Origin of the sequence: Paracoccus homiensis (genome assembly GCF_900111675.1) — a bacterium.
Lineage (GTDB): Bacteria > Pseudomonadota > Alphaproteobacteria > Rhodobacterales > Rhodobacteraceae > Paracoccus > Paracoccus homiensis.
In genome coordinates, this window is sequence record NZ_FOHO01000002.1 from 248,030 (window position 1) to 268,652 (window position 20,623).

Annotated in this window: 18 protein-coding genes; 7 read left to right on the forward strand and 11 right to left on the reverse strand. The window is 64.6% G+C overall.

Features of this window, described 5'->3' with window-relative positions; genetic code table 11:
• Positions 1-80 precede the first annotated feature (80 nt).
• Both BMX67_RS03525 and BMX67_RS03530 read left to right on the forward strand, forming a co-directional pair.
• Positions 81-737: a COQ9 family protein gene (locus BMX67_RS03525; RefSeq protein WP_090732543.1), complete on the forward strand. Its 657-nt coding sequence runs from the start codon at positions 81-83 to the stop codon at positions 735-737.
• Between the two features lie 9 nt (positions 738-746).
• Positions 747-1,736 carry an NAD(P)H-quinone oxidoreductase gene (locus BMX67_RS03530; RefSeq protein ID WP_090732545.1) on the forward strand — a complete coding sequence of 330 codons (990 nt, stop codon included), beginning with the start codon at positions 747-749 and terminating at the stop codon, positions 1,734-1,736.
• A gap of 267 nt (positions 1,737-2,003) precedes the next feature.
• Here the strand turns inward: BMX67_RS03530 and BMX67_RS03535 are convergent, their stop codons facing one another.
• Positions 2,004-2,639, reverse strand: a complete 636-nt coding sequence (locus BMX67_RS03535; protein WP_090732875.1) for a ribonuclease T2 family protein — start codon at positions 2,637-2,639, stop codon at positions 2,004-2,006.
• A 187-nt stretch (positions 2,640-2,826) separates the two neighbouring features.
• Between BMX67_RS03535 and BMX67_RS03540 the strand changes: the two genes are divergently transcribed.
• A complete protein-coding gene (locus tag BMX67_RS03540; protein WP_090732546.1) occupies positions 2,827-3,579 on the forward strand; it encodes a DUF1013 domain-containing protein in 753 nt (250 codons plus the stop codon).
• Between the two features lie 69 nt (positions 3,580-3,648).
• On the opposite strand, the gene BMX67_RS03545 is transcribed toward BMX67_RS03540, so the two are convergent.
• Entirely contained in the window at positions 3,649-3,903 is a 255-nt protein-coding gene (locus BMX67_RS03545; RefSeq protein WP_090732548.1) for a GlsB/YeaQ/YmgE family stress response membrane protein, read from the reverse strand.
• A gap of 101 nt (positions 3,904-4,004) precedes the next feature.
• Complete coding sequence (locus tag BMX67_RS03550) at positions 4,005-5,477, reverse strand: NAD-dependent succinate-semialdehyde dehydrogenase (RefSeq protein ID WP_090732877.1); 1,473 nt, start codon at positions 5,475-5,477, stop codon at positions 4,005-4,007.
• Positions 5,478-5,667: 190 nt separating this feature from the next.
• Here BMX67_RS03550 and BMX67_RS03555 point away from each other — a divergent pair, with 190 nt between their 5' ends.
• Complete coding sequence (locus tag BMX67_RS03555) at positions 5,668-6,336, forward strand: DUF1236 domain-containing protein (RefSeq protein ID WP_090732550.1); 669 nt, start codon at positions 5,668-5,670, stop codon at positions 6,334-6,336.
• A 61-nt stretch (positions 6,337-6,397) separates the two neighbouring features.
• On the opposite strand, the gene BMX67_RS03560 is transcribed toward BMX67_RS03555, so the two are convergent.
• From BMX67_RS03560 to BMX67_RS03580, 5 genes are all read right to left on the reverse strand, one after another.
• Complete coding sequence (locus BMX67_RS03560; RefSeq protein WP_090732552.1) at positions 6,398-7,384, reverse strand: P1 family peptidase; 987 nt, start codon at positions 7,382-7,384, stop codon at positions 6,398-6,400.
• A gap of 157 nt (positions 7,385-7,541) precedes the next feature.
• Positions 7,542-9,047, reverse strand: coding sequence for an ABC transporter permease (locus BMX67_RS03565; protein ID WP_090732553.1), 1,506 nt, complete (start codon positions 9,045-9,047; stop codon positions 7,542-7,544).
• A 12-nt stretch (positions 9,048-9,059) separates the two neighbouring features.
• Positions 9,060-10,109, reverse strand: coding sequence for a quaternary amine ABC transporter ATP-binding protein (locus BMX67_RS03570; protein ID WP_090732555.1), 1,050 nt, complete (start codon positions 10,107-10,109; stop codon positions 9,060-9,062).
• A gap of 63 nt (positions 10,110-10,172) precedes the next feature.
• Complete coding sequence (locus BMX67_RS03575; protein WP_090732557.1) at positions 10,173-11,138, reverse strand: ABC transporter substrate-binding protein; 966 nt, start codon at positions 11,136-11,138, stop codon at positions 10,173-10,175.
• A 31-nt stretch (positions 11,139-11,169) separates the two neighbouring features.
• Positions 11,170-13,494 carry a DUF1989 domain-containing protein gene (locus BMX67_RS03580; RefSeq protein ID WP_090732558.1) on the reverse strand — a complete coding sequence of 775 codons (2,325 nt, stop codon included), beginning with the start codon at positions 13,492-13,494 and terminating at the stop codon, positions 11,170-11,172.
• Between the two features lie 110 nt (positions 13,495-13,604).
• Between BMX67_RS03580 and BMX67_RS03585 the strand changes: the two genes are divergently transcribed.
• Positions 13,605-14,615: a substrate-binding domain-containing protein gene (locus BMX67_RS03585; protein WP_090732560.1), complete on the forward strand. Its 1,011-nt coding sequence runs from the start codon at positions 13,605-13,607 to the stop codon at positions 14,613-14,615.
• 25 nt (positions 14,616-14,640) lie between these two features.
• Here BMX67_RS03585 and BMX67_RS03590 read toward each other — a convergent pair whose 3' ends face one another.
• Genes BMX67_RS03590 through BMX67_RS03600 form a run of 3 tightly spaced genes read right to left on the reverse strand, consistent with a single transcriptional unit; the run spans position 14,641 to position 17,844 of the window.
• Complete coding sequence (locus BMX67_RS03590) at positions 14,641-15,069, reverse strand: type II 3-dehydroquinate dehydratase (protein WP_090732561.1); 429 nt, start codon at positions 15,067-15,069, stop codon at positions 14,641-14,643.
• Positions 15,070-15,081: 12 nt separating this feature from the next.
• On the reverse strand, positions 15,082-16,266 hold the full coding sequence (locus BMX67_RS03595) for a nucleotide sugar dehydrogenase (RefSeq protein WP_090732563.1): 1,185 nt from the start codon (positions 16,264-16,266) through the stop codon (positions 15,082-15,084).
• A gap of 39 nt (positions 16,267-16,305) precedes the next feature.
• Positions 16,306-17,844, reverse strand: a complete 1,539-nt coding sequence (locus BMX67_RS03600) for an asparaginase (protein ID WP_090732564.1) — start codon at positions 17,842-17,844, stop codon at positions 16,306-16,308.
• Positions 17,845-18,006: 162 nt separating this feature from the next.
• Here BMX67_RS03600 and BMX67_RS03605 point away from each other — a divergent pair, with 162 nt between their 5' ends.
• Together BMX67_RS03605 and BMX67_RS03610 are read left to right on the forward strand one after the other, a co-directional pair.
• The gene (locus tag BMX67_RS03605) at positions 18,007-18,468 is read left to right on the forward strand and encodes a (2Fe-2S)-binding protein (RefSeq protein WP_090732565.1); all 462 of its coding nucleotides are present in this window, start codon (positions 18,007-18,009) and stop codon (positions 18,466-18,468) included.
• A 3-nt stretch (positions 18,469-18,471) separates the two neighbouring features.
• Positions 18,472-20,619, forward strand: a complete 2,148-nt coding sequence (locus BMX67_RS03610; RefSeq protein WP_090732567.1) for a xanthine dehydrogenase family protein molybdopterin-binding subunit — start codon at positions 18,472-18,474, stop codon at positions 20,617-20,619.
• The last annotated feature ends 4 nt before the right edge of the window (positions 20,620-20,623 follow it).

Consider the following 20,623-nt stretch of genomic DNA (forward strand, 5'->3'; position numbering starts at 1 on the left):
TAAGTTAGAGTTGATAAGATTGCAGGAAGCGCCCCTTTAGCAGACGCGCCCCTGCTTGTCCAGAAAAAGGCCGTGAGACCATGGAAACCGACCGCGATGCCCTTCTTGCCGCTGCCCTCGACCATGTTCCGTTCGAAGGGATGAACGACCGCGCCCTGCTGGCCGGGGCCGCCGACCTGCAAATCCCCGAAAGCCTTGCGCGGGTCCACTTCCCCCAAGGCGGCGCCGGGCTGGCCGCGGCCTATCACCGCCGCGCGGATGCCGAACTGCGCGACTGGCTGGCCCGCACCCCACCCGAAGGACGGTTCAGCGATCGCGTCGCCGCCTCGGTCTGGCAGCGGCTTGGGCTGGTCGATCCCGAACTTGTGCGCGCCGGAGCCGCCACGCTGGCCTTGCCGCAGAACGCAGCCCTGGCGGCGCGGCTGGTCTGGGAAACCGCGGATGTGATCTGGGCCGGGTTGGGCGACACATCGGATGACGCCAACTGGTATACGAAACGCGCAACGCTGTCGGCGGTGATCAGCGCGTCGGTCCTGTTCTGGCTGGGGGATGACAGCCCCGACCACGCCGAAACCCGCGCCTTCATCGACCGCCGGATCGAGGGCGTCATGCGCTTTGAAAAGGTCAAGGCACAGTGGCGCAAGCTGCCCGGCGCCAAGATGATGGGCAAGGTGGCTTTCGGCTGGATACACCCGCCGCGGGATCGTAACCTGCCCGGACGCAGTTCGACCAAGTAAGGAGCGACGATGTTTCCCGACGCGATGAATGTGATCAAGATTTCCGAGCCCGGCGCCGCAGAGGTTCTGAAACCCGTCCGCCGCCCGGTCCCGGTCCCAAGTCACGATCAGATATTGATCCGCATCGCCTATGCCGGGGTCAACCGTCCCGACGTGCTGCAACGCATGGGGGCCTACGCCCCGCCACAAGGCGCGTCGGACCTGCCCGGCCTCGAAGCCTCGGGCGAGGTGGTGCAGGTCGGCGCCGGGGTCACCCGCTGGCGCAAGGGCGACAAGGTGACCGCGTTGCTGCCCGGCGGCGGCTATGCCGAATACGCCGTCTGCCACGCCGATCATGCCCTGGAAATTCCGCGCGGCCTGTCGATGCGCGAAGCTGCCTGCCTGCCCGAAACCGCCTTCACCGTCTGGTCGAATGTGGTGACCCGGGGCGGCCTTCAGGCCGGGCAACGCTTTCTGGTTCATGGCGGAACGTCGGGCATCGGGATGATGGCCATTCAGGTCGCAACCTCTCTGGGCGCGCGCGTCTGGGCGACCGCGGGCAGCGCCGCAAAATGCCAGGCCGTCGAAAGCCTTGGCGCCACGGCAATTAACTACCGCGACGAGGATTTCGTCACCCGGATGCAGGCCGAAGGCGGGGCAGATCTGATCCTGGACATGGTCGGGGGAAGCTACATCCCCCGCAACATCAAGGCGCTGGCCGATGACGGCCGCCTGGTTCAGATCGCCTTTCTGGAAGGACCCAAGGTCGAACTGAACTTTGCCCAGATCATGACACGGCGCCTGACCCTGACCGGCTCGACCCTGCGTCCGCAGTCTGACGCCGCCAAGGCCGAGATCGCCGAAGACCTGCGGGAACGCCTGTGGCCTCTGGTTTCGTCAAGCGCGGTCAAGGTAACGATCGACAGCGAATTCAAGCTTGATGAAGCCTGCAACGCGCATCAGCGCATGGAAAGCAGCCAGCACATCGGAAAGATCGTCCTCAAAGTCTGCCCCGACTAGGCGAGCTGCCAGTCCGGTCGCCTCCGGCGGGGATTTTTAGACACAGAAGATGAACGAAGGGCACGCACCCCATTCCAGCGCCCGTCCGGAAGGGGTGCGGCATCTCCTATGGCGGCCATCGGCGTCCCCGCCTGTTCCGCCCCATGACAGTCGCAGTAATTGCTGAAGAAAGCGTAAACGGCCTCCAGATCTTCTGTGCTCAAATATCCCGGGGGTCCGGGGGCTGGCCCCCGGCTGGCGCGGGACGCAGGCCCACGATCCAAAACCTTAACGGACACGTTCCATCAATATGTCGCGCCGTCCGCAATCGCGGCTTATATCCGATGCGCAGGATCGCGGCTCAAGGTTCCTGGTCAGGCAAATGCGCACCTCTTGCAATGCGTCGCGCCGACAGGTGACGGTAACGCCATCTCTTTCAAGCGCGGGGTTGGAGTCGATGAACGCCTCCTCGACCACGCTGGGGGGCAGCCTGATGTCCTTGGCCAGATCATCGAACACCTCCGGGACCTGAACGGATCGGGCCGCATCCCGGATCGCCTGATAATATGCGGACGCAGACAGGCCCGAGCAACGCCCATGCTTTTTCCACTGGTACCAGGCAAGCCCGCCCGATCCCATGACATCCGCCATCGCGGCACTTTCGCGGCGCGAGGGGTCACGCTCGGACGTGCGGCAATCCTGTGGCCAGCCCTGTTCATATTGCGGCCAAAGACCGTGCACGACGAAATCCGTCTTTCGGCCGATATCGCATTGATCCGCGTCGCGATCGTCACCGGTTTCCCGGCACCAGCTTGGCGACCAGCTGAGCGCCAGAACATAATAGTCGAAATCCCCGGCAATATCGTCTGCGGGGGCGGGCGAGGCCAGAAAGGCCGACAGGATCAGGGCGGATAGCAGGCGCATGTGCCGCAGGTTAACCGCTTTGGCCCGCGCGTCCATGCCATTTTCGCGCGAATCCTCTTTTCTAACCGCCCTCGAATCGCTATATGGCGGGCAATTCCCCCCGAAAACGAGGAATGGCACCCGCCTTAAGCCGTTTCCCGGCCCAAGAATGGCGTGCCTTGGGGGCAGAGATGCGAAGGAGACTGACATGAACAAGCCGCTGATGGCCAAGGCCACCGCTGTCTGGCTGGTCGACAACACCACGCTCAGCTTCAAGCAGATCGGTGATTTCTGCGGGATGCACGAGCTTGAAGTGCAGGGCATCGCGGATGGCGATGTCGCGGCTGGCGTGAAGGGCTACGACCCGGTCGCATCGAATCAGCTGGATGCCGAGGAAATCAAGAAGGGCGAGGCCAGCGCGACCTACAAGCTGCGCTTGAAGCATAATCCCGCCGCCGAAGGCGAGGAAAAGCGCCGTGGCCCGCGTTATACCCCGCTGTCCAAGCGTCAGGACCGCCCGAACGCCATTTTGTGGCTGGTCAAGTTCCACCCGGAACTGGCCGATGCGCAGATCGCCAAGCTGGTCGGCACGACCAAGCCGACGATCACCTCGATCCGCGAGCGGACGCATTGGAACATCCAGAACATGCAGCCGATCGATCCGGTCGCATTGGGCCTGTGCCGTCAGACCGAGCTGGATTCCGCCGTGCAGAAGGCCGCCAAGAAGCGCGCCGCCGATGGCGATGTGATGACCGATGATGAACGTCGCATGCTGGTCAGCACCGAAACCTCGCTGTCGATGGGCGACGAGCCGCGCCTGCCGTCGTCGATCGCGGGTCTGGAAAACTTTTCGCTGTCGAAAAGCGACGATGATGACGATCAGCCGCAGCGCGAAGTCGATGCCGACAGCTTCTTCAACCTGCCCGACAGCAATGAGGATGACGAAGACGAGGATCGCTGATCCCCTTCGCTTCTCGCAAAAGGCCGGCGCAATTCGCGCCGGCCTTTTTCATTGACGACAGGTGACGGATCACGTCCGTCCGCGAATGGCGCGTCCGGCCCAGATCAGGATGCAGGCACCGATCACCGCGACGATCACCTGGCCGATGGCCCCGCCCGCCGTGGTCGAGAAGATCAACCGGAACAGCCAATTGCCCAGAACCGCCCCCAGAATGCCAAGGATGATGTTGGTGATCAGGCTGTGATCGCCCTTCATGATCTTTTCCGCGATCCATCCGGCGATGGCGCCAAGTATGATCGACATGATCCAACCGAAACCGGCCATAGAAAACTCCTGTCAGAATGCTGCGGACCGCGCCGGGTCCTTCGCAGGGAAATGCGGAAAGCCGGGGCTTCGTTCCCTGCGAAGGCAGGTTTCAGCGCAGATCAGATCGACAGGCAGACATATTTCATTTCCAGAAAGTCCTCGATCCCGTGGCGGCTGCCCTCACGACCCAGGCCCGACTGCTTGACCCCGCCGAAGGGCGCAACCTCGGTCGAGATGATGCCCGTGTTCACACCGACGATACCATATTCCAGCGATTCCTGAACGCGGGTGATGCGGCCGATGTCGCGGGCGTAGAAATACGACGCCAGGCCGAAGATCGTGGCATTGGCCTTTTCGACGGCCTCTTCCTCGGTCTCGAACTTGAACAGGGGGGCCAGCGGACCAAAGGTTTCCTCGGTCGCGACCTTCATGTCGTCGGTCACCCCGGTCATCACGGTCGGCTTGAAGAACAGGCCGTCCATCCTTTCGCCGCCGGTGACGACAGTGCCGCCGCCGTCCAGCACGTCCTTGATATGTTCCTGCACCTTGTCCACCGCGCCTTCGTTGATCAGCGGGCCGGTGGTCACGCCATCCTCCAGACCGTCACCGACCTTCAGCTTGTCGACAGCCTCGGCCAGTTTCTTCGCGAAGGCATCATAGACACCTGCCTGCACATAGATCCGGTTCGCGCAGACGCAGGTCTGGCCGTTGTTGCGGAATTTCGACGCCATCGCGCCTTCGACCGCCGCGTCCAGATCAGCGTCGTCAAAGACGATGAAGGGCGCGTTGCCGCCCAGTTCCATGCTGCATTTCATCACCTGATCGGCGGCCTGGCGCAGCAGGATGCGACCCACCTCGGTCGAGCCGGTGAAGGTCAGTTTGCGGACCTTGTGATTTTCGCAGAATTCCTTGCCGACCTCGCTGCTGCGCGAGGACGTGACCACCGACAGGATGCCCTTGGGCAGGCCCGCGCGTTCGCCCAGAACCGCCATGGCCAGCGCCGAAAGCGGCGTTTCGGCGGCCGGACGCGCGACAAAACCACAGCCGACGGCCAGGGCAGGACCGGCCTTGCGGGCGATCATCGCGTTGGGGAAGTTCCAGGGCGTGATGCTGCCCACCACGCCGATCGGCTGGCGGATGACGGTCAGGCGCTTGTCAGGCTGATGTCCGGGAATGGTTTCGCCGTAGACGCGCTTGGCCTCTTCGCCGAACCACTCGATGAAGCTGGCGCCATAGGCGATCTCGCCCTTGGCTTCGGCGAAGGGCTTGCCCATTTCGGCGGTCAGGATACGGGCCAGATCGTCCTGATTTTCCATCATCAGGTCGTACCATTTGCGCATGATCTGCGCGCGTTCCTTGGCCGTGCGTGCGGCCCAGCCCTTCATCGCGGCCTCGGCGGCGTCGATAGCCTGCGCCACCTCGTCACGCGACAGGTCGGCGACCTTGGCGATCACGTCGCCGCGCGCGGGATTCGTCACGTCAAAGGTTGCGCCATCCTTGGCATCCACCCACTCCCCGCCCAGAAAGGCGCGCGTCTCCAGCAGGCTGGGGTCGCTGAGCAGGGATTTCAGATTGGTCTGTTGCTGAGTCATATCTGCCTCGTATGTCGCGGTTTCGCGCGAATGATGCACATGCCGACCGGACGTTGTCAAAGCGATGCAGGTTCCCGCCGATGGGCGTAATTTAATGTGATGCCCCGCACCGGAACGGGCGCGGTCGATGCGGTGTTGTCGCCGCAATGGTCCGCAAGATGGACCGACCAGTTCAAGGAAGGAGCGTGACATGAAGACGCTTTTCACGACGACCGCACTGATCGCCTCGACCCTTGCCGGGGGTGCGATGGCACAAACCATGGCCACGGCCAGCACCGATCTGAACATCCGTTCGGGCCCCGGCGTGCAGCACGAGGTGACCGGCGTGATCCCCGCAGGCGATGAGGTCGCGGTCGCGGGCTGCATCGACAGCGCCAATTGGTGCGAAATCGGCCATGACGGCGCAAGCGGCTGGGCCTATGGCGACTACCTGACCGCCAAGCTGGGTGACGAGGTGAAGCCGCTTTATCCGAACCGTCAGGAAATTGGCGTGACGGTGGTGGAAACGCCGGTTCAGAACCCGCAGGAAGGCGCGAATACCGCGGTCGGCGGTGTCGGTGGCGCGGCCATCGGTGCGCTGGTCGGCGGCCCCGCCGGTGCGGTTGCGGGCGCGGCCATTGGCGGCACTGCAGGCAACGCCGCCACCCCGGAACCTGCCCCCGAAGTCCGCACCTACATCACCCAGAACACGGTCGATAACATCTACTTGGAAGGCGAGGTCGTGACCGGCGCCGGAGTTCCGGAAAATGTGACCTTGCAGGATATTCCCGATTACCCAGATTACCGTTATGCGCGCATCAACGGACAAGATGTTCTGGTGGAACCAAACGCACGCCAGATCGTCTACATATATCGCTAAGTGTTCCCTCTCTCTTTCTTGGCGATCTCTGGGGGCGGTGCGCATGTCGCACCGCCCTTCGCTATGTCAGGTCGCGCCAGCAGGGTTGCAGATCGCCCGGTTCGGGCGTCGCGTGATAAACGCCCCGCGCAACCGCCCGCGCCATGACCGAAGCCGCCGCATGGCCCAGCAGATAGGGGTCCGTCGCCGGGTCCGACATTGGCCGCTGTCCGGTCGAGACCGCGAAGATCAGATCCCCGTCGAAAGGCGTGTGGCTGGGCACCAGGGCGCGTGCGAACCCGTCATGCGCCACGGTCGCAAGCCGTTGCAGCCCGGCCTTGTCCAGCGCGACATCGGTGGCGACGATGGCGATGGTCGTCGCCTCGCCCAGTTGCTTGCCGGGCCTTGGCTCGTCATGCGGGGCAAAACGGTCCGGTAGGCCGCGGCCGCCGAATTCGTCATCCATTTCCCACGGAGCCGCCCAGAAATGCGCGCCTTCGCCAACGGTGGGCGATCCCAGCGCATTGACGACAACCAGCGCCCCGATGGTTGCCCCCGTTTCCAGCACCGCCGAAGCCGATCCAAGGCCCCCCTTGATGCGCCCGGTCAACGCGCCGATACCCGCGCCGTGGCTGCCAAGGGCAAAATCCGCCGCCGCCGCATCGAAGGCGGTGCGACCCAGGGCCGGATAGGGGTTCCGGGTCCAGCCCTTGTCGCCGCCATTCAGCAGGTCGAACACGATCGCGCCCGGCACGATCGGCACGCGCAGCCCGCCCACCGCAAAGCCGCGCCCCGCCTGCGCAAGCCCCGCCATGACCCCGTCACAGGCCGCCAGCCCAAAGGCCGAGCCGCCCGACAGCACCAGCGCATCGACCTGCGAGACCAGCTTGTCGGGCGCCAGAAGGTCCGTATCCCGCGTTCCGGGGGCGCCGCCCATCACCTGAACCGAGGCCGTGAACGGCGCATCTGCGGTCAGGACCGTGGTGCCGGATTTCAGCGCCGCATCGGCGGCGTTGCCGACGCGCAATCCGGCGATATCGGTGATCAGATTTCGGGCGCCTGGTCGCATGGGACATCCTTGGTTGGCGGATCGGTTCCGCTGTCTGCCCTCGCTGCCTAGCACGACTGCGCATATCAGGCATCACCGACGACCCTGCCGCCGGAAATGCGACAGCCGCGATTGCGGGACGGCAATCGCGGCTGCGCCCGAAAGGGGGGTGGCGGGGCTAGCGCCGCTTGCCGGCCACGATCCGATCAAGGATCAGCGCACAGAACAGGATCGCAAGCCCGGCCAGAATGCCCTGCCCCGCAGCGGCATATTGCAGCGCCTCCAACACGTCCTCGCCCAGCCCCTTGGCGCCGATCAGCGAGGCAACGACCACCATCGCCAGCGACAGCAGGATCGTCTGATTGACCCCCGCCATGATCGTTCGCGCCGCCAGCGGCAGATCCACGCGCCACAGCAGATAGCGCGGCGTCGCGCCAAAGGCCAAGGCCGCCTCGCGCACCGCGCCCGGCACCTGCTGAAGGCCCAGAACGGTGAACCGGATCACAGGCGGGCTGCCGAAGATCATCGTCGCGACGACCCCTGCGGGCTTGCCCGAACCGATGAAGGCCACGACCGGGATCAGATAGACGAAAGAGGGCATCGACTGCATGAAATCCAGAACCGGGCGGACCACCGCAAAGACACGCGGCCGCCGCGCGCAATAGATGCCAAGCGGGATCCCCAGCGTGATCGAGATCAGCGCCGCCGCACCCAGCAGGGCGATGGTCGCCATCGCCTTGTCCCAGAAGTCCAGCAGCCCCAGATAGGCCAGCGCGGCACCGGTAAAGATCGCAACGCGCGCCCCGGCCGACAGATAGGCCAGCATCACGATGACCAGCGCGACCACGGGCCAGGGCGTGCCGACAAAGACGACCTCCAGCCCGTCCAGCAATGCCCGCATGCCCAGGGTCAGCGCATCGAAGAATCCGCGTCCCGCCGTCTTGGTCCAGTCGAATGCCGACTGGATCACGTCGCCGACACCCAGACGCCAGTTCCGGTTGGTGGGAAATTCCGACAGGAAGGCGACGGCCTCAGGCTGGGCGAACTTGATGGTGCTGGGCAGCACGACCAGCACGAACAGCAGCCCCGACAGCATCATGCGCGGCACCGACCAGCCATGCGCCACGCTGCGATCCGAACGCCAGCGTGCGAATTGTCCCTCCAGCGTCCAGTTCGCCAACGCGGCGGTCATGAACCGGAAGCACAGCAGAAGGATCAGCCCGAAGCCGATATAGTACAACCCCGTGCCATCTGCCTGCGCTGCCGCCACCTCGGCCTGCGCCAGCGCATCTTCCAGCGAGGCCGCCGCGCGTCGCAGCGATTCCAGCGTCGAGGCACCGGATTGTTCGGCGGCTTCGATCTGCTGGCGGCGCAGATCCAGCGTTTCCGCGATCCGTGCGGCGCGTTCGCGCGACTCGCGGCCCAGATCGCCGAACAGCCCGCGACCAAGCTGGATGAAGGCGAATGTCTCGATCACCAGAAAGCCAAGGAACCACGACCACAATCCGCGCGCGCCGAACCAGATCGGGCCAAGAAGGGCCGCCGCCGGGTTCAGCGTAAAACGATAGCCGGGCGCCTGCATCATATAGGCAAAGACATGGCGGTAATAGCCTTGGCCCCGTCCGACGAAATCGTCGATCAGCCCGCTCATCCGCTGCGAGATATCGGTCCTTTCCTGCGTCATCGTCGGGTTCTCCTAACCTCTGTTGTTCTGGATCGCCCGCATCAGCATGGGGCGGTTGATGACACCGACCGCCGAGCCGCTTTGGGTGACGCGGGCAATGCCGTGGCCATCGACGCAGATATCCATCAGCGCGTTCAGATCCATGTCGGGATGCGCCTCGCGCGCGTCGCCCGGCACGGGGCCGTAGGTCGCCTCGAACTCGTCGACGGGGCGCATGACGGAATGGGCAAAGACCATGTTCAGCTTGGAAATGCCCGCGACGAAATCAGCCACATAATCATCGACCGGGTTCAGGATGATCTGTTCCGGGGTGCCGATCTGCACGATGCGGCCATCCTTCATGATCGCGATGCGGTGGCCGATGCGGATCGCCTCGTCCAGGTCATGGGTGATGAACATGGTGGTCTTGTTCAAAGATCGCGACAGGTCCATGAACTGGTCCTGCAACTGCCGGCGGATCAGCGGGTCCAGCGCCGAGAACGGCTCATCCATCAGCAGGATATCGGGATCCGAGGCGATGGCACGGGCCAGGCCCACGCGCTGTTGCATGCCGCCCGACAGCTCATGCGCGTATTTGTCCTCCCAGCCGGTCAGGTTCACCAGATCCAGCACGCGATCCGCCTCTTCCCAGCGGCGTGCCTTGCCGGTGCCGCGGATCTCCAGCGGCATGGCGACATTGTCACGCACCGTCCGGTGCGGCATCAGGCCGAAATTCTGGAACACCATCGCGACCCGGTGGTTGCGCAGGCGGCGCAGATCCGCGCCGTTCAGCGACATCACATCCTCGCCCCCGATCAGGATCTGACCGGCCGAGGGTTCCAGCAGCCGGTTCACATGGCGCACCAGCGTCGATTTGCCCGAACCCGACAGGCCCATGACACAGAACAGTTCGCCGCGCTCGATCTGGAAGGTGGCATCGGCGACGCCGACCACGCAGTTGAACCGTTCCAGCACCTCGGCCTTGCCGATCCCTTCGGTCCGCAGCGCGGCCATCGCCTCATCCGCGCGTTTTCCGAAGACTTTCCAGACACCACGGGCGTCGATGGCGATATCCTTGGCCATTGCTGAGCCTTTCTTCTGGCGGTTTCAGCGGCCCCGACCCAGCCGGCCGGGGCCGCACAGGGATCAGTTCAGGCCAAGCCAGCCGTCGATCGTGTCGCCATTCGCCGCGATCCAGGCGCTGACGACCTCACCGACATCCTTGCCTTCGACCACGACCTCGGCGGTCATCTGCGACAGCGCATCCGAATCCATGTCGATACTGGCCAGGAACGAGGCCGCCGCCGGGTTGCGCGTCTGCAAAGAGGTCGAATAGGCGACCTTCACGGTCTTGACCTCATCGCCGCTGGTGATCGAAGACTTGTTGTACCAGTCGGCATCCTGATCGGGCTGGATCATGGTATATTGCTGGGGGTCGTAATCCGGCTCTTCGATCATCGTCACATCGTACAGCGCGTGAACGTAATGCGGGCTGTAGCAATAGAACACCACGCCCTTCTGCTGATCGATCGCATCCTTCAGGCGCGAATAGAACACCGTCTCATCCTCGGTGCCGGGCTCCAGAAAGCTTTCGATGCCATAGTCGCGCACCTTGACCTTGTGGATATTGGTCGAGGACCAGCCCGACGCGCCGACCCAGATCTCGCCCTTGCCGTCGCCGTCAAAGTCGTACAGGTCCTGCGCATCCGGCGTCGCCAGGTCAAAGATCGAGCGGATATTGTGATCCTCGGCCATGTAGGTCGGGGTGCAGAAACCCGCGCGCCCCTCGTATGATCCCGACGACAGCGCCACGGTGCCTTTCTGGTCGACATATTCATCGGTCAGCGATGCCTGGTTGGGCAGCCACACATCGGGATGCACGTCGATATCGCCGCGCCCGCCATCCATCGCCTCGAAGATCACCGCATTGGCGCCGGGCGCATAGCCGACCTCGCCGCCAAGGCGGGTTTCGATCACCTGCCCGATCACATGGGCCATGATCTTGGCTCCGGGCCAGCTTGGCTCGCCGACCATCACCTTGTCCTGCGCCATGGCCACAGATGCCGCAAGCGCGAATACCGAAGCGGTCGCCGTCGTTGTCAGATATCTCATTCTGTGTCTCCTGTTGGTTGGCAAGCTTGTTTCAGGCTCTTGCTTTCTTTCGTTGCGGGTCGACAAAGGGGATGTCGGTGACGGTGGCGCCAAGCCGCTTCATCCGCCCGTTCATCATCCCGACCTCCAATTCCGTTCCGTTCGCCGCATGTTCGACCGCGATCCGGGCCATCGCGATGCTGCATTCATAGGTCGGCGAACGGGTGGCCGAGGTGATGACCCCGACCTGACGTTCGCCCGACAGGACCGGTGCGCCATGGGCCGGCACATCGTCACAGTCGAAGATCAGCCCCTTCAGCACGCGGCGCGGGTCGGCAGCATTGCGTTGCAGCGCGGCCTTGCCGGTGAAGTCGGCCTTGTTCAGATCGACGGCAAATCCCAGACCGGCCTCGAACGCGTCCACGCCCGGCGCGAATTCGGCGTCGCCGGCGGCCAGACCGGCCTCGATGCGGATGATGTTCAGCGCCGCCGAACCCATCGGGGTCAGGCCGAATTCCTCGCCCGCCTCCATGATCGCGTCCCACAGGGCGACCGCGTCGGATTTGGCGCAGAACAGTTCATAGCCCAGTTCGCCCGTGTAGCCCGACCGCGACAGCATGAAGGGCCGCCCCTCGCGGTCATGCAGCCGCGCGACGGTGACGCCGAACCATTTCAGGTGATCCAGCGACGGCACGGTCGGCTGCGTGAAGGTGATCTTGCGCAGAAGGTCGCGCGATTTCGGCCCTTGCAGCGCAAGGTTCGGCAAGGCGTTGCGCATCGCGTTGATCCGCACCTGCAAGCCTTCGCGTTGGGCAAGTTCGGTCAGCACGCGACCGCTTTCCTCGCTGCCGCAGCACCAGCGGAACAGGTCGGGGCCGATGCGGAACAGGGTGCCGTCATCAATGACCGTGCCGCTGTCGTCGCACATAAGCGTATAGGTCCCGCGCCAGACCGACAGCTTGGCGACATCGCGGGTCAGCGCGCGTTGCAGCAGGCGTTCGGCATCCGGGCCGACGATGTCGTATTTCCGAAGCCCGCTCATGTCCTGAACGGTGACCGCATTGCGGCAGGCCCAGTATTCGCCGATCGTGCCGACCGAGGGATAGGACACCGGCACCCACAGGTCCCGCGCCGGCGCGAAATGCTGTGTCAGCGGGGCAAGCCTTTCGTGGAAGGCGGATTCTTCGCTGATCAGCATCGGGGCATCCTCTTTTTCGCGATAGGCGACGGCGCGGCGGATCGGCGTATCGGGCCGATAGATGCGCACATGAATGTCAGTGGGGTTCCAGCCGTTGATCGGGTCCAGATCATCGGGACAGGCGGTCGAAACGCAGACCAGATCGTCCATCGCGCACATGGTCACGTAATCACCCGGCCGCGAATAGGATTCCTCGGTCATGATGTGATGCGACTGGGCATCGATCCAGGTGTTCCAGAAGAAGTTGATCGCCGGCCAGGCCCCGCGACGCTCAACGCCAAAGGGTTGCAGCGCGTGGGACATGTTGTCGGAACAGTTCAGGTGGCCGGGAAAGCCGCGTTCCTCATAGCCGCGCGCGGTGCAGGCAAGGCCGAAGGTATCGTGACGCCCGCAGGTATCCTGAACCACGTTCAGCAACGGGCGCATGTCGCGGTCGAAGAACTTGTCCAGCAGCCCCGGCCCCGGATAGGACCGCCGCACCATCGACCGGGTCGCGGTACTGTCGATCATCAGTTCTTCGCCGCGCATCAGCCCGTCGCCGCGAAAGGCCATGAAATCAGAACATTGCTGGCCGTGAACGTCGATGATCTGAACGTAATCGCCCTTGCGCAACTCATAGGCCCGTGCGGTGCCGCGCAGGACGGTGAACTCGTCCCGCACATCGCCCAACAGCGGCGGCAGGACCAGGGACCGCGTCCGGGCGGGCTGATGCGCGACGGTGATCGCGCCACCCACGCCATGCATCACAAGATCCTGCGCGATAACAGGTCGCAAGACCCAGACAGTCGCCGGGGCCGACGCGCGCAGCACGATGATCTCACCCGTGCCGATGATCGACGCGGCAGGCGGCAGCGACGCCGCATCGCCACCATTGCCCGCGATCCAGCCCGCCAGCGCCGCGCCATCGAATTGCGCCCGATCCGGCGCGGTCGCGGCATCCAGCCCAAGATGGCTCAGCGCCGCGTCACCCCGCCCGTCATAGGCCAGCAGCTGCACCCGGTCATGCGCGGCCAGCCCGTCCAGTGACAGAAGGTCGCCCGCGTCCAGATCGACACGCACGGCCTGACGTGGCGCCAGCACCTGACTGATCGTGTCTGGCCTGTCGAAACCCGGAAAGGACCGGGCGCGGGTCCGGAACCCGATATTGCTGAACCTGCGAATATTGTCGTCATCAAGCATGGGGATTCCCGCTGAGAATCACGTTTGTAACTAGTTTCAATGGTTGTTGTAACTGGTTACATGTGTCAAGAATTTTCATTGACGAATGTAGAGCGGCACGACGGGCAGTCATGGCGGATGGTAAAAAACGGGCAAATCTGCGCGATGTCGCGGCGGTTGCGGGCGTCTCGGTGGCAACCGTGTCACGCGTGCTGAACACACCCACCGCCGTCACCGAGAAAACCCGCGAACGGGTGCAGGCCGCCATCGACGAATTGCGCTTTGTACCCAGTGCCGCGGCCCGCGCGATCAATTCGGGGCGCACGCGGATCGTCGGTGCGCTGATCCCGACGCTGGACAACGCGATCTTCGCACGGTTCTTGGACGCGATCGAAAGCCAGCTGGCACCGCATCAGCTCTCCCTGATCGTCGCCACCACCAATGACGACCCCGAGCGCGAGGCCCAGAAGGCCCAGCATCTGGTCGATATCGGGGCCGAAGGGCTGATCCTGTCCGGCATCACCCATAGCGACGCGCTGTATCGCCTGATCGAACGCGTTCAGATGCCTGCCATCGCGACCTCGTATTTCGACGCGGGCTATCGGTTGCCGACGATCGGCTATGACAACCGCGCGGCGGCGATCATGGCGCTGCGCCACCTTGTCGATCTGGGCCATCGCGACATCGCCGTCCTTCACGGCCCGCAGGGCAACAACGACCGGACCCGCGCCCGGATTGCGGGACTGAAGGATGCCGGCCTGCCTGCCCGCCTGTCATTTCACGAAACCGAACTGTCGATCGGCGGCGGCAGCGCGACCGCGCATGACATCCTGACAGCCGGACCCGCGCCCAGCGCCATCCTGTGCCTGTCGGATGTTCTGGCCTCGGGCGCGTCCTTCGAATTGCGGCGCGCCAGCCATGACGTGCCCGGACGGATTTCATTGATGGGGATCGACGACCTGCCGGGGTCGTCCTTTCTGGAACCGCCGCTGACGACCGTAAGGTTGCCCGTGCGTGACATGGGCGATGCCGCGGCCCGGGCGCTTGCGGAATGGGTGGAACAGGGCCGCATCCCGCAGCCACAGGAATTGCGGCCCGCGCTGGTGGTCAGACAATCGACCGGTCCGGCGCGGGATCGCTGATCCCCGCGCCGATGCCGCCGACAGGTCAGCCGATCAGCGTGGCGACATGGCGCACCGCCGCGCCATATCCTGCGACGCCCATACCCGCGATGACGGCATCCGCGCGCAGCGACACGAAGGAATGGTGGCGAAACTTCTCGCGCTTGTGGACCTGGCTGATATGCACCTCGACCACGGGGCCGTCAAAGCTGTTCAGCGCATCCAGCACCGCGACCGAGGTATGGGTCAGCGCTGCCGGGTTGATGACGATGGCGGCGGCTTCGTCGCGAGCCTCGTGGATCCAGTCGATCAACTGCCCTTCCCAGTTGCTTTGCAGAAACCGGATCTGATGATCCCCCGCAGCCGCGACACACAGCGCCTCGACATCCCGCAGCGTGTCATGGCCATAGATTTCCGGCTGCCGCTTGCCCAGCAGGTTCAGGTTCGGCCCGTTCAGGACATAGATCAGTGACATGGCGTTTCCCTATCAATCGATGCCGAACAGATCGCGTGTATAGATCTTGTCGGCCACATCGGCCAGTTCGGGCGTCCGGCGGTTTGCGACGATCAGATCGGCCTCGGCCTTGAAGGCGTCCAGATCGCGGACCACGCGGCTGTTGAAGAACAGGTCGTCCTGCAACACGGGTTCGTAGACGATCACTTCGATCCCCTTGGCCTTGATCCGCTTCATGATCCCCTGAATCGAACTGTCGCGGAAATTGTCGGACCCGGCCTTCATCACCAGACGGTGGATGCCGACGACGCGCGGCTGTCGCGCCACGATCTGTTCGGCGACGAAATCCTTGCGGGTCGTGTTCGACTGCACGATGGCCGAGATCAGGTTCTGCGGAACATCTTCGTAATTGGCCAGCAGCTGTTTGGTATCCTTGGGCAGGCAATACCCGCCATAACCAAAGCTGGGATTGTTGTAGTGATCGCCGATGCGCGGGTCCAGGCTGACACCGTCGATGATTTCACGCGTGTTCAGCCCGTGGCGCAGGGCATAGCTGTCCAATTCGTTGAAATAGGCCACGCGCAGCGCAAGATAGGTATTCGAGAACAGCTTGATCGCCTCGGCCTCGACGGGGCCGGTATGCAGGACGGGCATGTCCTTGCGCAGGGCGCCATCGACCATCAGCTGCGCGAATTTCCGCGCCGCAGGCCCGTGATCGCCGACCACGATCCGCGAGGGATGCAGGTTGTCGTAAAGCGCCCGCCCTTCGCGCAGGAATTCCGGCGAGAAGATGATCCCCTCATAGCCGGTTTCCGCGCGCATGCGGCTGACAAACCCCACCGGCACGGTCGATTTGACGACGATGCTGGCTTGCGGCGCGTGCTGGCGGGCCAGATCGATCACATGCTCGACCGTCGACGTGTCGAACCGGTTGCTGCGCGGGTCGTAATTCGTCGGCGTGGCGACAATGACGAATTCCGCGCCCCGCATCGCGTCGGCGGCATCGGTGGTGGCGGTCAGGGACAGGTCGCGCTGCGCCAGAAACTGCGAGATTTCATCATCCTCGATCGGTGACAGGCGCGCATTCACCTGCGCCACCCGCCCCGCGTCGATATCCAGCGCGGTCACGCGATGATGCTGCGCCAACAGGACGGCATTCGACAGGCCGACATAGCCCAGCCCCGCCACCGCGATCCTTGTCTTGTCTTGCGCCGTCATGCCCTGCCCTGTCCGTTGCGACCCCGTGGTTTCTGGACCTCACGTATCGCCCTGTCCAGAGAAACCCGCCACCCGCCGTACCCGACCATCCGCGTGATGCAGGTCCAGAATCGGCACGCCATCATCGTGACGCAGGATCAGAACCGCGCCCGGACCTTCCGTCCCGGAATCGTTCCACAGCACGGCGCCGTCTTGCGCGATCAGCCGCAGACCCCGACAATCCAGCCGCAACTGTCCGACATGCCCCGGCGCGGGCGCCCAGACCGTATCGCCCGCAGCATCCAGCAGGCGCAGACCCGCGTCGGGATCGTTGACCAGCCGCGCCGCGCCATCCACCGCCTGCAACAACTGGCCGGGGCGCAGCACGGGGTCGATATCCGCGCCCATCCGGTCGCGGGCAGGCGTTTCCCCGGCAAGCCCCCGGCGGATCAGCGCCCGCAGATCATCGTCATCCCAACCGTTGTGATCGGCGGCCGCGCACAGGATCAGCGCCTTGGCATAGGCGGCGACGGGCGTCATCTGCCCGGCCTCGACCGCGCCGGTCTCGGCCAGCCACGCGCCCGCGGCATAGTGGAACGCGCCGACCGCACCCCCGATCACGCGGCTGCCATCGACGACCAGTACCCCGGCATCGCGGGCCTGCATCAATGCGGCACAGATTTCACCCCGCTGCGGATCATCAACATCACCAGCGGGGAAATTGCCTTCGCCATATGCCTCCAGCACGATGGCGCGGGCACCCCGGTCCACCGCATCGCGGATCATCGCGGCCAATGGCGATCCGGCAAATCGCGCCGGAAAGGCCGGCAACTGGACCACCGACAGTCCGTCAATGGCGTCGTCGATCGCGGTCAGCTGATCCTGCACCGAGCGTCGGGCATCGGGATGGTCCAGCGCGACCTTGGGCATCGCGGGCCCCGGAAGGGGGGGCGCATCGCCCACCCGGCAGCCGATCCCGACCTCGGCCAGGGGGGGCAGATGCGGGCTGTCAAAGGCCGCGAACCGCGTCGAGGACACCTTCAGCGCCCGGTTCCCGCGCAGCAGCTTGCCATCGAAGAACAGCGCGACCTCGGGCAGGCGCAGCCGGGCGGCGGAAATCGCGCCCGCGACATTGGCAAAGGCATCGCTGCCTGCGTTCAGGACCAGACCCTGCGCGGTCTCGCGAAACAGCGGCAGTTGCGATCCGGTCAGGATCACCGGTTTCGACAGAACCGCGCGGCCCATGCCCAGCCGATCGAATTGCGACAACAGAAAGGACAGCGCCGCGCCGCTGAAATCCATCGTGTCGGTGCCGTGCAGGATCACGAAGGCATCGTAATCGTCGTAACGCGCCAGCACCGCCCGCGCCATCACGCACCAGTCGCGCGGCTGAAGGTTGGTGCTGTCCAGCGTGTCGTGTCCATCGGGACCGAAGGGAAGGCCGGGGTGAAAATCGATCCGCAGCCGCGGATCGGCGGCAGCCAGCGCCGGCATCATCAGATCCCGCGCCGCATCGGCGAAACGCGCCGCGGGCAAGGGCGCCAGCGGCGTACCCACGCAACTGATCGTGCCGCCGGTATTGATGATACAGATGCGCATGACCGCCCCTCGCCCCTATGAATACCCTGACCTCTTAGGGCCGAAGAACTTTCCGGTCAAAGCACTGGAACCGGGACCGGCCCTGACGCGTTGCGAACGCCGGTCGTGTTTCCCAGCTTACTGTGCGATACTCGACCCCGTCAGCCAGGGAGACCAGCCAGCATGACAATCAACTTTACCGTGAATGGCGAAGACCGCAGCGTGGATGTCGATCCCGACACGCCGCTTCTGTGGGTCTTGCGCGACGAATTGAAAATGACCGGCACCAAGTTCGGTTGCGGCATCGCCCAATGCGGCGCCTGCACCGTGCATCTGGACGGAATGCCGCGCCGGTCCTGCGTGACGCCGATCTCGATGGTCGACGGATCCGATGTCACCACCATCGAGGGCGTCTCGGGCCCCGAGGCCGAGGCCGTGCAGGCCGCCTGGACCGCCATCGACGTGCCGCAATGCGGCTATTGCCAGTCGGGCCAGATCATGTCCGCGACCGCGCTTCTGCAAATGGTCACGAACCCCACCGATGAGGATATCGACAACGCGATGGCGGGCAATATCTGCCGCTGCGCCACCTATGTCCGCATTCGGCAGGCGATCCATGACGCCGCCAAGACGTTGGAGGGTTAAGCCATGAACATTCAGACCAGCCGCCGGGGCTTTCTGACCGGGCTGATCGTGGCCGTGGCGCTGCCGCGTCTGGCACGGGCCGAAGGACGCGCGGGTTATTTCAACGAACTGCCCGCCGGCGACAGCGAATGGGCGCCGAACGCCTTCATCCGGGTCGCCCCCGACAACACCGTCACCGTGCTGATCAAGCATATCGAATTCGGCCAGGGCCCCTATACCGGCCTGACCACCCTCGTGGCCGAGGAAATGGACGCCGACTGGGGCCAGATGCGCGCCGCCGCAGCCCCCGCCGATGCCGAGAAATACGCCAACCTCGCCTTCGGGATGCAGGGCACGGGCGGCTCGACCGCCATGGCCAACAGCTTCATGCAGATGCGCAAGGCCGGGGCCGCCGCGCGCGCCATGCTGGTTGCCGCCGCCGCGCAGAAATTCGGCGTGTCGCCCGACCAGATCACCATCGAAAAGGGCGTGCTGCGCGCGGGCGATCAATCCGCAAGCTTCGGTGAACTGGCCGAAGCCGCCGCCAGCCAGACCGCGCCCGAGGATCCGCCCGTCAAGGACCCCGCCGATTTCCGCCTGATCGGGACCGATCTGCCCAAGGTCGATACCAAGGCCAAGACCGACGGGCAGGCGCAGTTTTCGCTGGATGTCTATCGCGACGGAATGCTGACCGCCGTGGTCGCGCATCCGCCGAAATTCGGCGCGACGGTGGCAGGCTTCGACGACAGCGCCGCCACGCAGGTCGCCGGGGTGCGCAAGGTCGTGCAGATCCCGCAGGGCGTTGCGGTTCTGGCCGACAACACCTTTGCCGCGCTGAAGGGCCGGGCCGCATTGAAGGTGGACTGGGACGACAGCGCCGCCGAAACCCGCAGCAGCGAACAGATGGTCCAGGAATGGACCGCCGCGGCGCAGGCCACCGGCAACAGCACCAAGGATTGGGAAATCGAAGCCTCGGGCGATGTCGATCAGGCGCTTGCCGATGGCGACGTGCTGGAAGCCACCTATGTCTTTCCCTATCTGGCCCACACCCCGATGGAGCCTCTGGACGGTGTCCTTGAACTGCGCGAGGGCGAGGCCGAGGTCTGGATGGGCAGCCAGATGCAGACCGGCGATGCCGCCGCCGTGTCGCAGGTTCTGGGCATCGACAATGTGCGCCTGCACACGATGCTGGCCGGCGGCAGCTTTGGTCGGCGCGCCCAGCAGGATTCGCATTTCGCCGCAGAACTTGCCGCCGTCGCCAAGGCCAACGGCCCCGGCGCGGTCAAGCTGATGTGGACGCGCGAGGATGACATCAAGGGCGGCTATTACCGCCCGCTGACCGTCCATAACATGAAGGGCGCGATCGGCGCGGACGGCAAGCTGACCGCCTGGGATCACGGCATCGCCTCGCAGCCCATCTTCATCGGCACGCCATTCGAACCGATGCTGCAGGGCGGTCCCGATTTCAGTGCCTTCGAAGGGGCGTCGGAGCTGCGCTACGCAACCCCGAACCACCGGCTGCGCTGGTCGCAGATGGACTCGCCCGTGTCGACGCTTTGGTGGCGTTCGGTCGGGCATAGCCATACCGGCTTTGCCGTCGAATGCTTTATCGACGAATTGCTGGAAAAGGCCGGTCAGGACCCGATCGAAGGTCGTCTGGCCCTGCTGGGCGACGATCATCCGCGCGAAAAGGCGGTGCTGCAACGTGCCGCGGAAATGGCGCAGATGTCTGGCGATTACGGCTATGGCGTGGCGGTGGTCAAATCCTTCGACACCTATGTCGCCCAGATCGCCGAGGTCGAGGATCGCGGCGGCGTCCCGCATGTGCGCCGCGTCTGGTGCGCGGTCGATTGCGGCATCGCCGTGAACCCCAATGTGATCCGCGCCCAGATGGAGGGCGGCATCGGCTATGGCCTGTCCGCCGTTCTTTACAGCGAAATCACGCTGGAAGAAGGCGGCCTGATCCGGCAGGCCAACTGGGACGGCTATCCGATCATGCGCATCCCGCAGATGCCCGCGGTCGAGGTGGCGATCATCCCCTCGGCCGAACCGCCCACCGGCGTCGGCGAACCCGGCACCCCGCCCATCGGCCCCGCCGTGGCCAATGCCTGGCGTCGCATGACCGGCACGGCACTGCGCCGCCTGCCCATCATCCCCGTTCCCGTGGCATAGGAGG

What these genes read in the sequence shown, in the direction of transcription:
- BMX67_RS03525 (WP_090732543.1), top strand. Translation starts at nt 81, where the DNA reads ATGGAAACCGACCGCGATGCCCTTCTTGCCGCTGCCCTCGACCATGTT.
- BMX67_RS03530 (WP_090732545.1), top strand. Translation starts at nt 747, where the DNA reads ATGTTTCCCGACGCGATGAATGTGATCAAGATTTCCGAGCCCGGCGCC.
- BMX67_RS03535 (WP_090732875.1), bottom strand. Translation starts at nt 2,639, where the DNA reads ATGCGCCTGCTATCCGCCCTGATCCTGTCGGCCTTTCTGGCCTCGCCC.
- BMX67_RS03540 (WP_090732546.1), top strand. Translation starts at nt 2,827, where the DNA reads ATGAACAAGCCGCTGATGGCCAAGGCCACCGCTGTCTGGCTGGTCGAC.
- BMX67_RS03545 (WP_090732548.1), bottom strand. Translation starts at nt 3,903, where the DNA reads ATGGCCGGTTTCGGTTGGATCATGTCGATCATACTTGGCGCCATCGCC.
- BMX67_RS03550 (WP_090732877.1), bottom strand. Translation starts at nt 5,477, where the DNA reads ATGACTCAGCAACAGACCAATCTGAAATCCCTGCTCAGCGACCCCAGC.
- BMX67_RS03555 (WP_090732550.1), top strand. Translation starts at nt 5,668, where the DNA reads ATGAAGACGCTTTTCACGACGACCGCACTGATCGCCTCGACCCTTGCC.
- BMX67_RS03560 (WP_090732552.1), bottom strand. Translation starts at nt 7,384, where the DNA reads ATGCGACCAGGCGCCCGAAATCTGATCACCGATATCGCCGGATTGCGC.
- BMX67_RS03565 (WP_090732553.1), bottom strand. Translation starts at nt 9,047, where the DNA reads ATGACGCAGGAAAGGACCGATATCTCGCAGCGGATGAGCGGGCTGATC.
- BMX67_RS03570 (WP_090732555.1), bottom strand. Translation starts at nt 10,109, where the DNA reads ATGGCCAAGGATATCGCCATCGACGCCCGTGGTGTCTGGAAAGTCTTC.
- BMX67_RS03575 (WP_090732557.1), bottom strand. Translation starts at nt 11,138, where the DNA reads ATGAGATATCTGACAACGACGGCGACCGCTTCGGTATTCGCGCTTGCG.
- BMX67_RS03580 (WP_090732558.1), bottom strand. Translation starts at nt 13,494, where the DNA reads ATGCTTGATGACGACAATATTCGCAGGTTCAGCAATATCGGGTTCCGG.
- BMX67_RS03585 (WP_090732560.1), top strand. Translation starts at nt 13,605, where the DNA reads ATGGCGGATGGTAAAAAACGGGCAAATCTGCGCGATGTCGCGGCGGTT.
- BMX67_RS03590 (WP_090732561.1), bottom strand. Translation starts at nt 15,069, where the DNA reads ATGTCACTGATCTATGTCCTGAACGGGCCGAACCTGAACCTGCTGGGC.
- BMX67_RS03595 (WP_090732563.1), bottom strand. Translation starts at nt 16,266, where the DNA reads ATGACGGCGCAAGACAAGACAAGGATCGCGGTGGCGGGGCTGGGCTAT.
- BMX67_RS03600 (WP_090732564.1), bottom strand. Translation starts at nt 17,844, where the DNA reads ATGCGCATCTGTATCATCAATACCGGCGGCACGATCAGTTGCGTGGGT.
- BMX67_RS03605 (WP_090732565.1), top strand. Translation starts at nt 18,007, where the DNA reads ATGACAATCAACTTTACCGTGAATGGCGAAGACCGCAGCGTGGATGTC.
- BMX67_RS03610 (WP_090732567.1), top strand. Translation starts at nt 18,472, where the DNA reads ATGAACATTCAGACCAGCCGCCGGGGCTTTCTGACCGGGCTGATCGTG.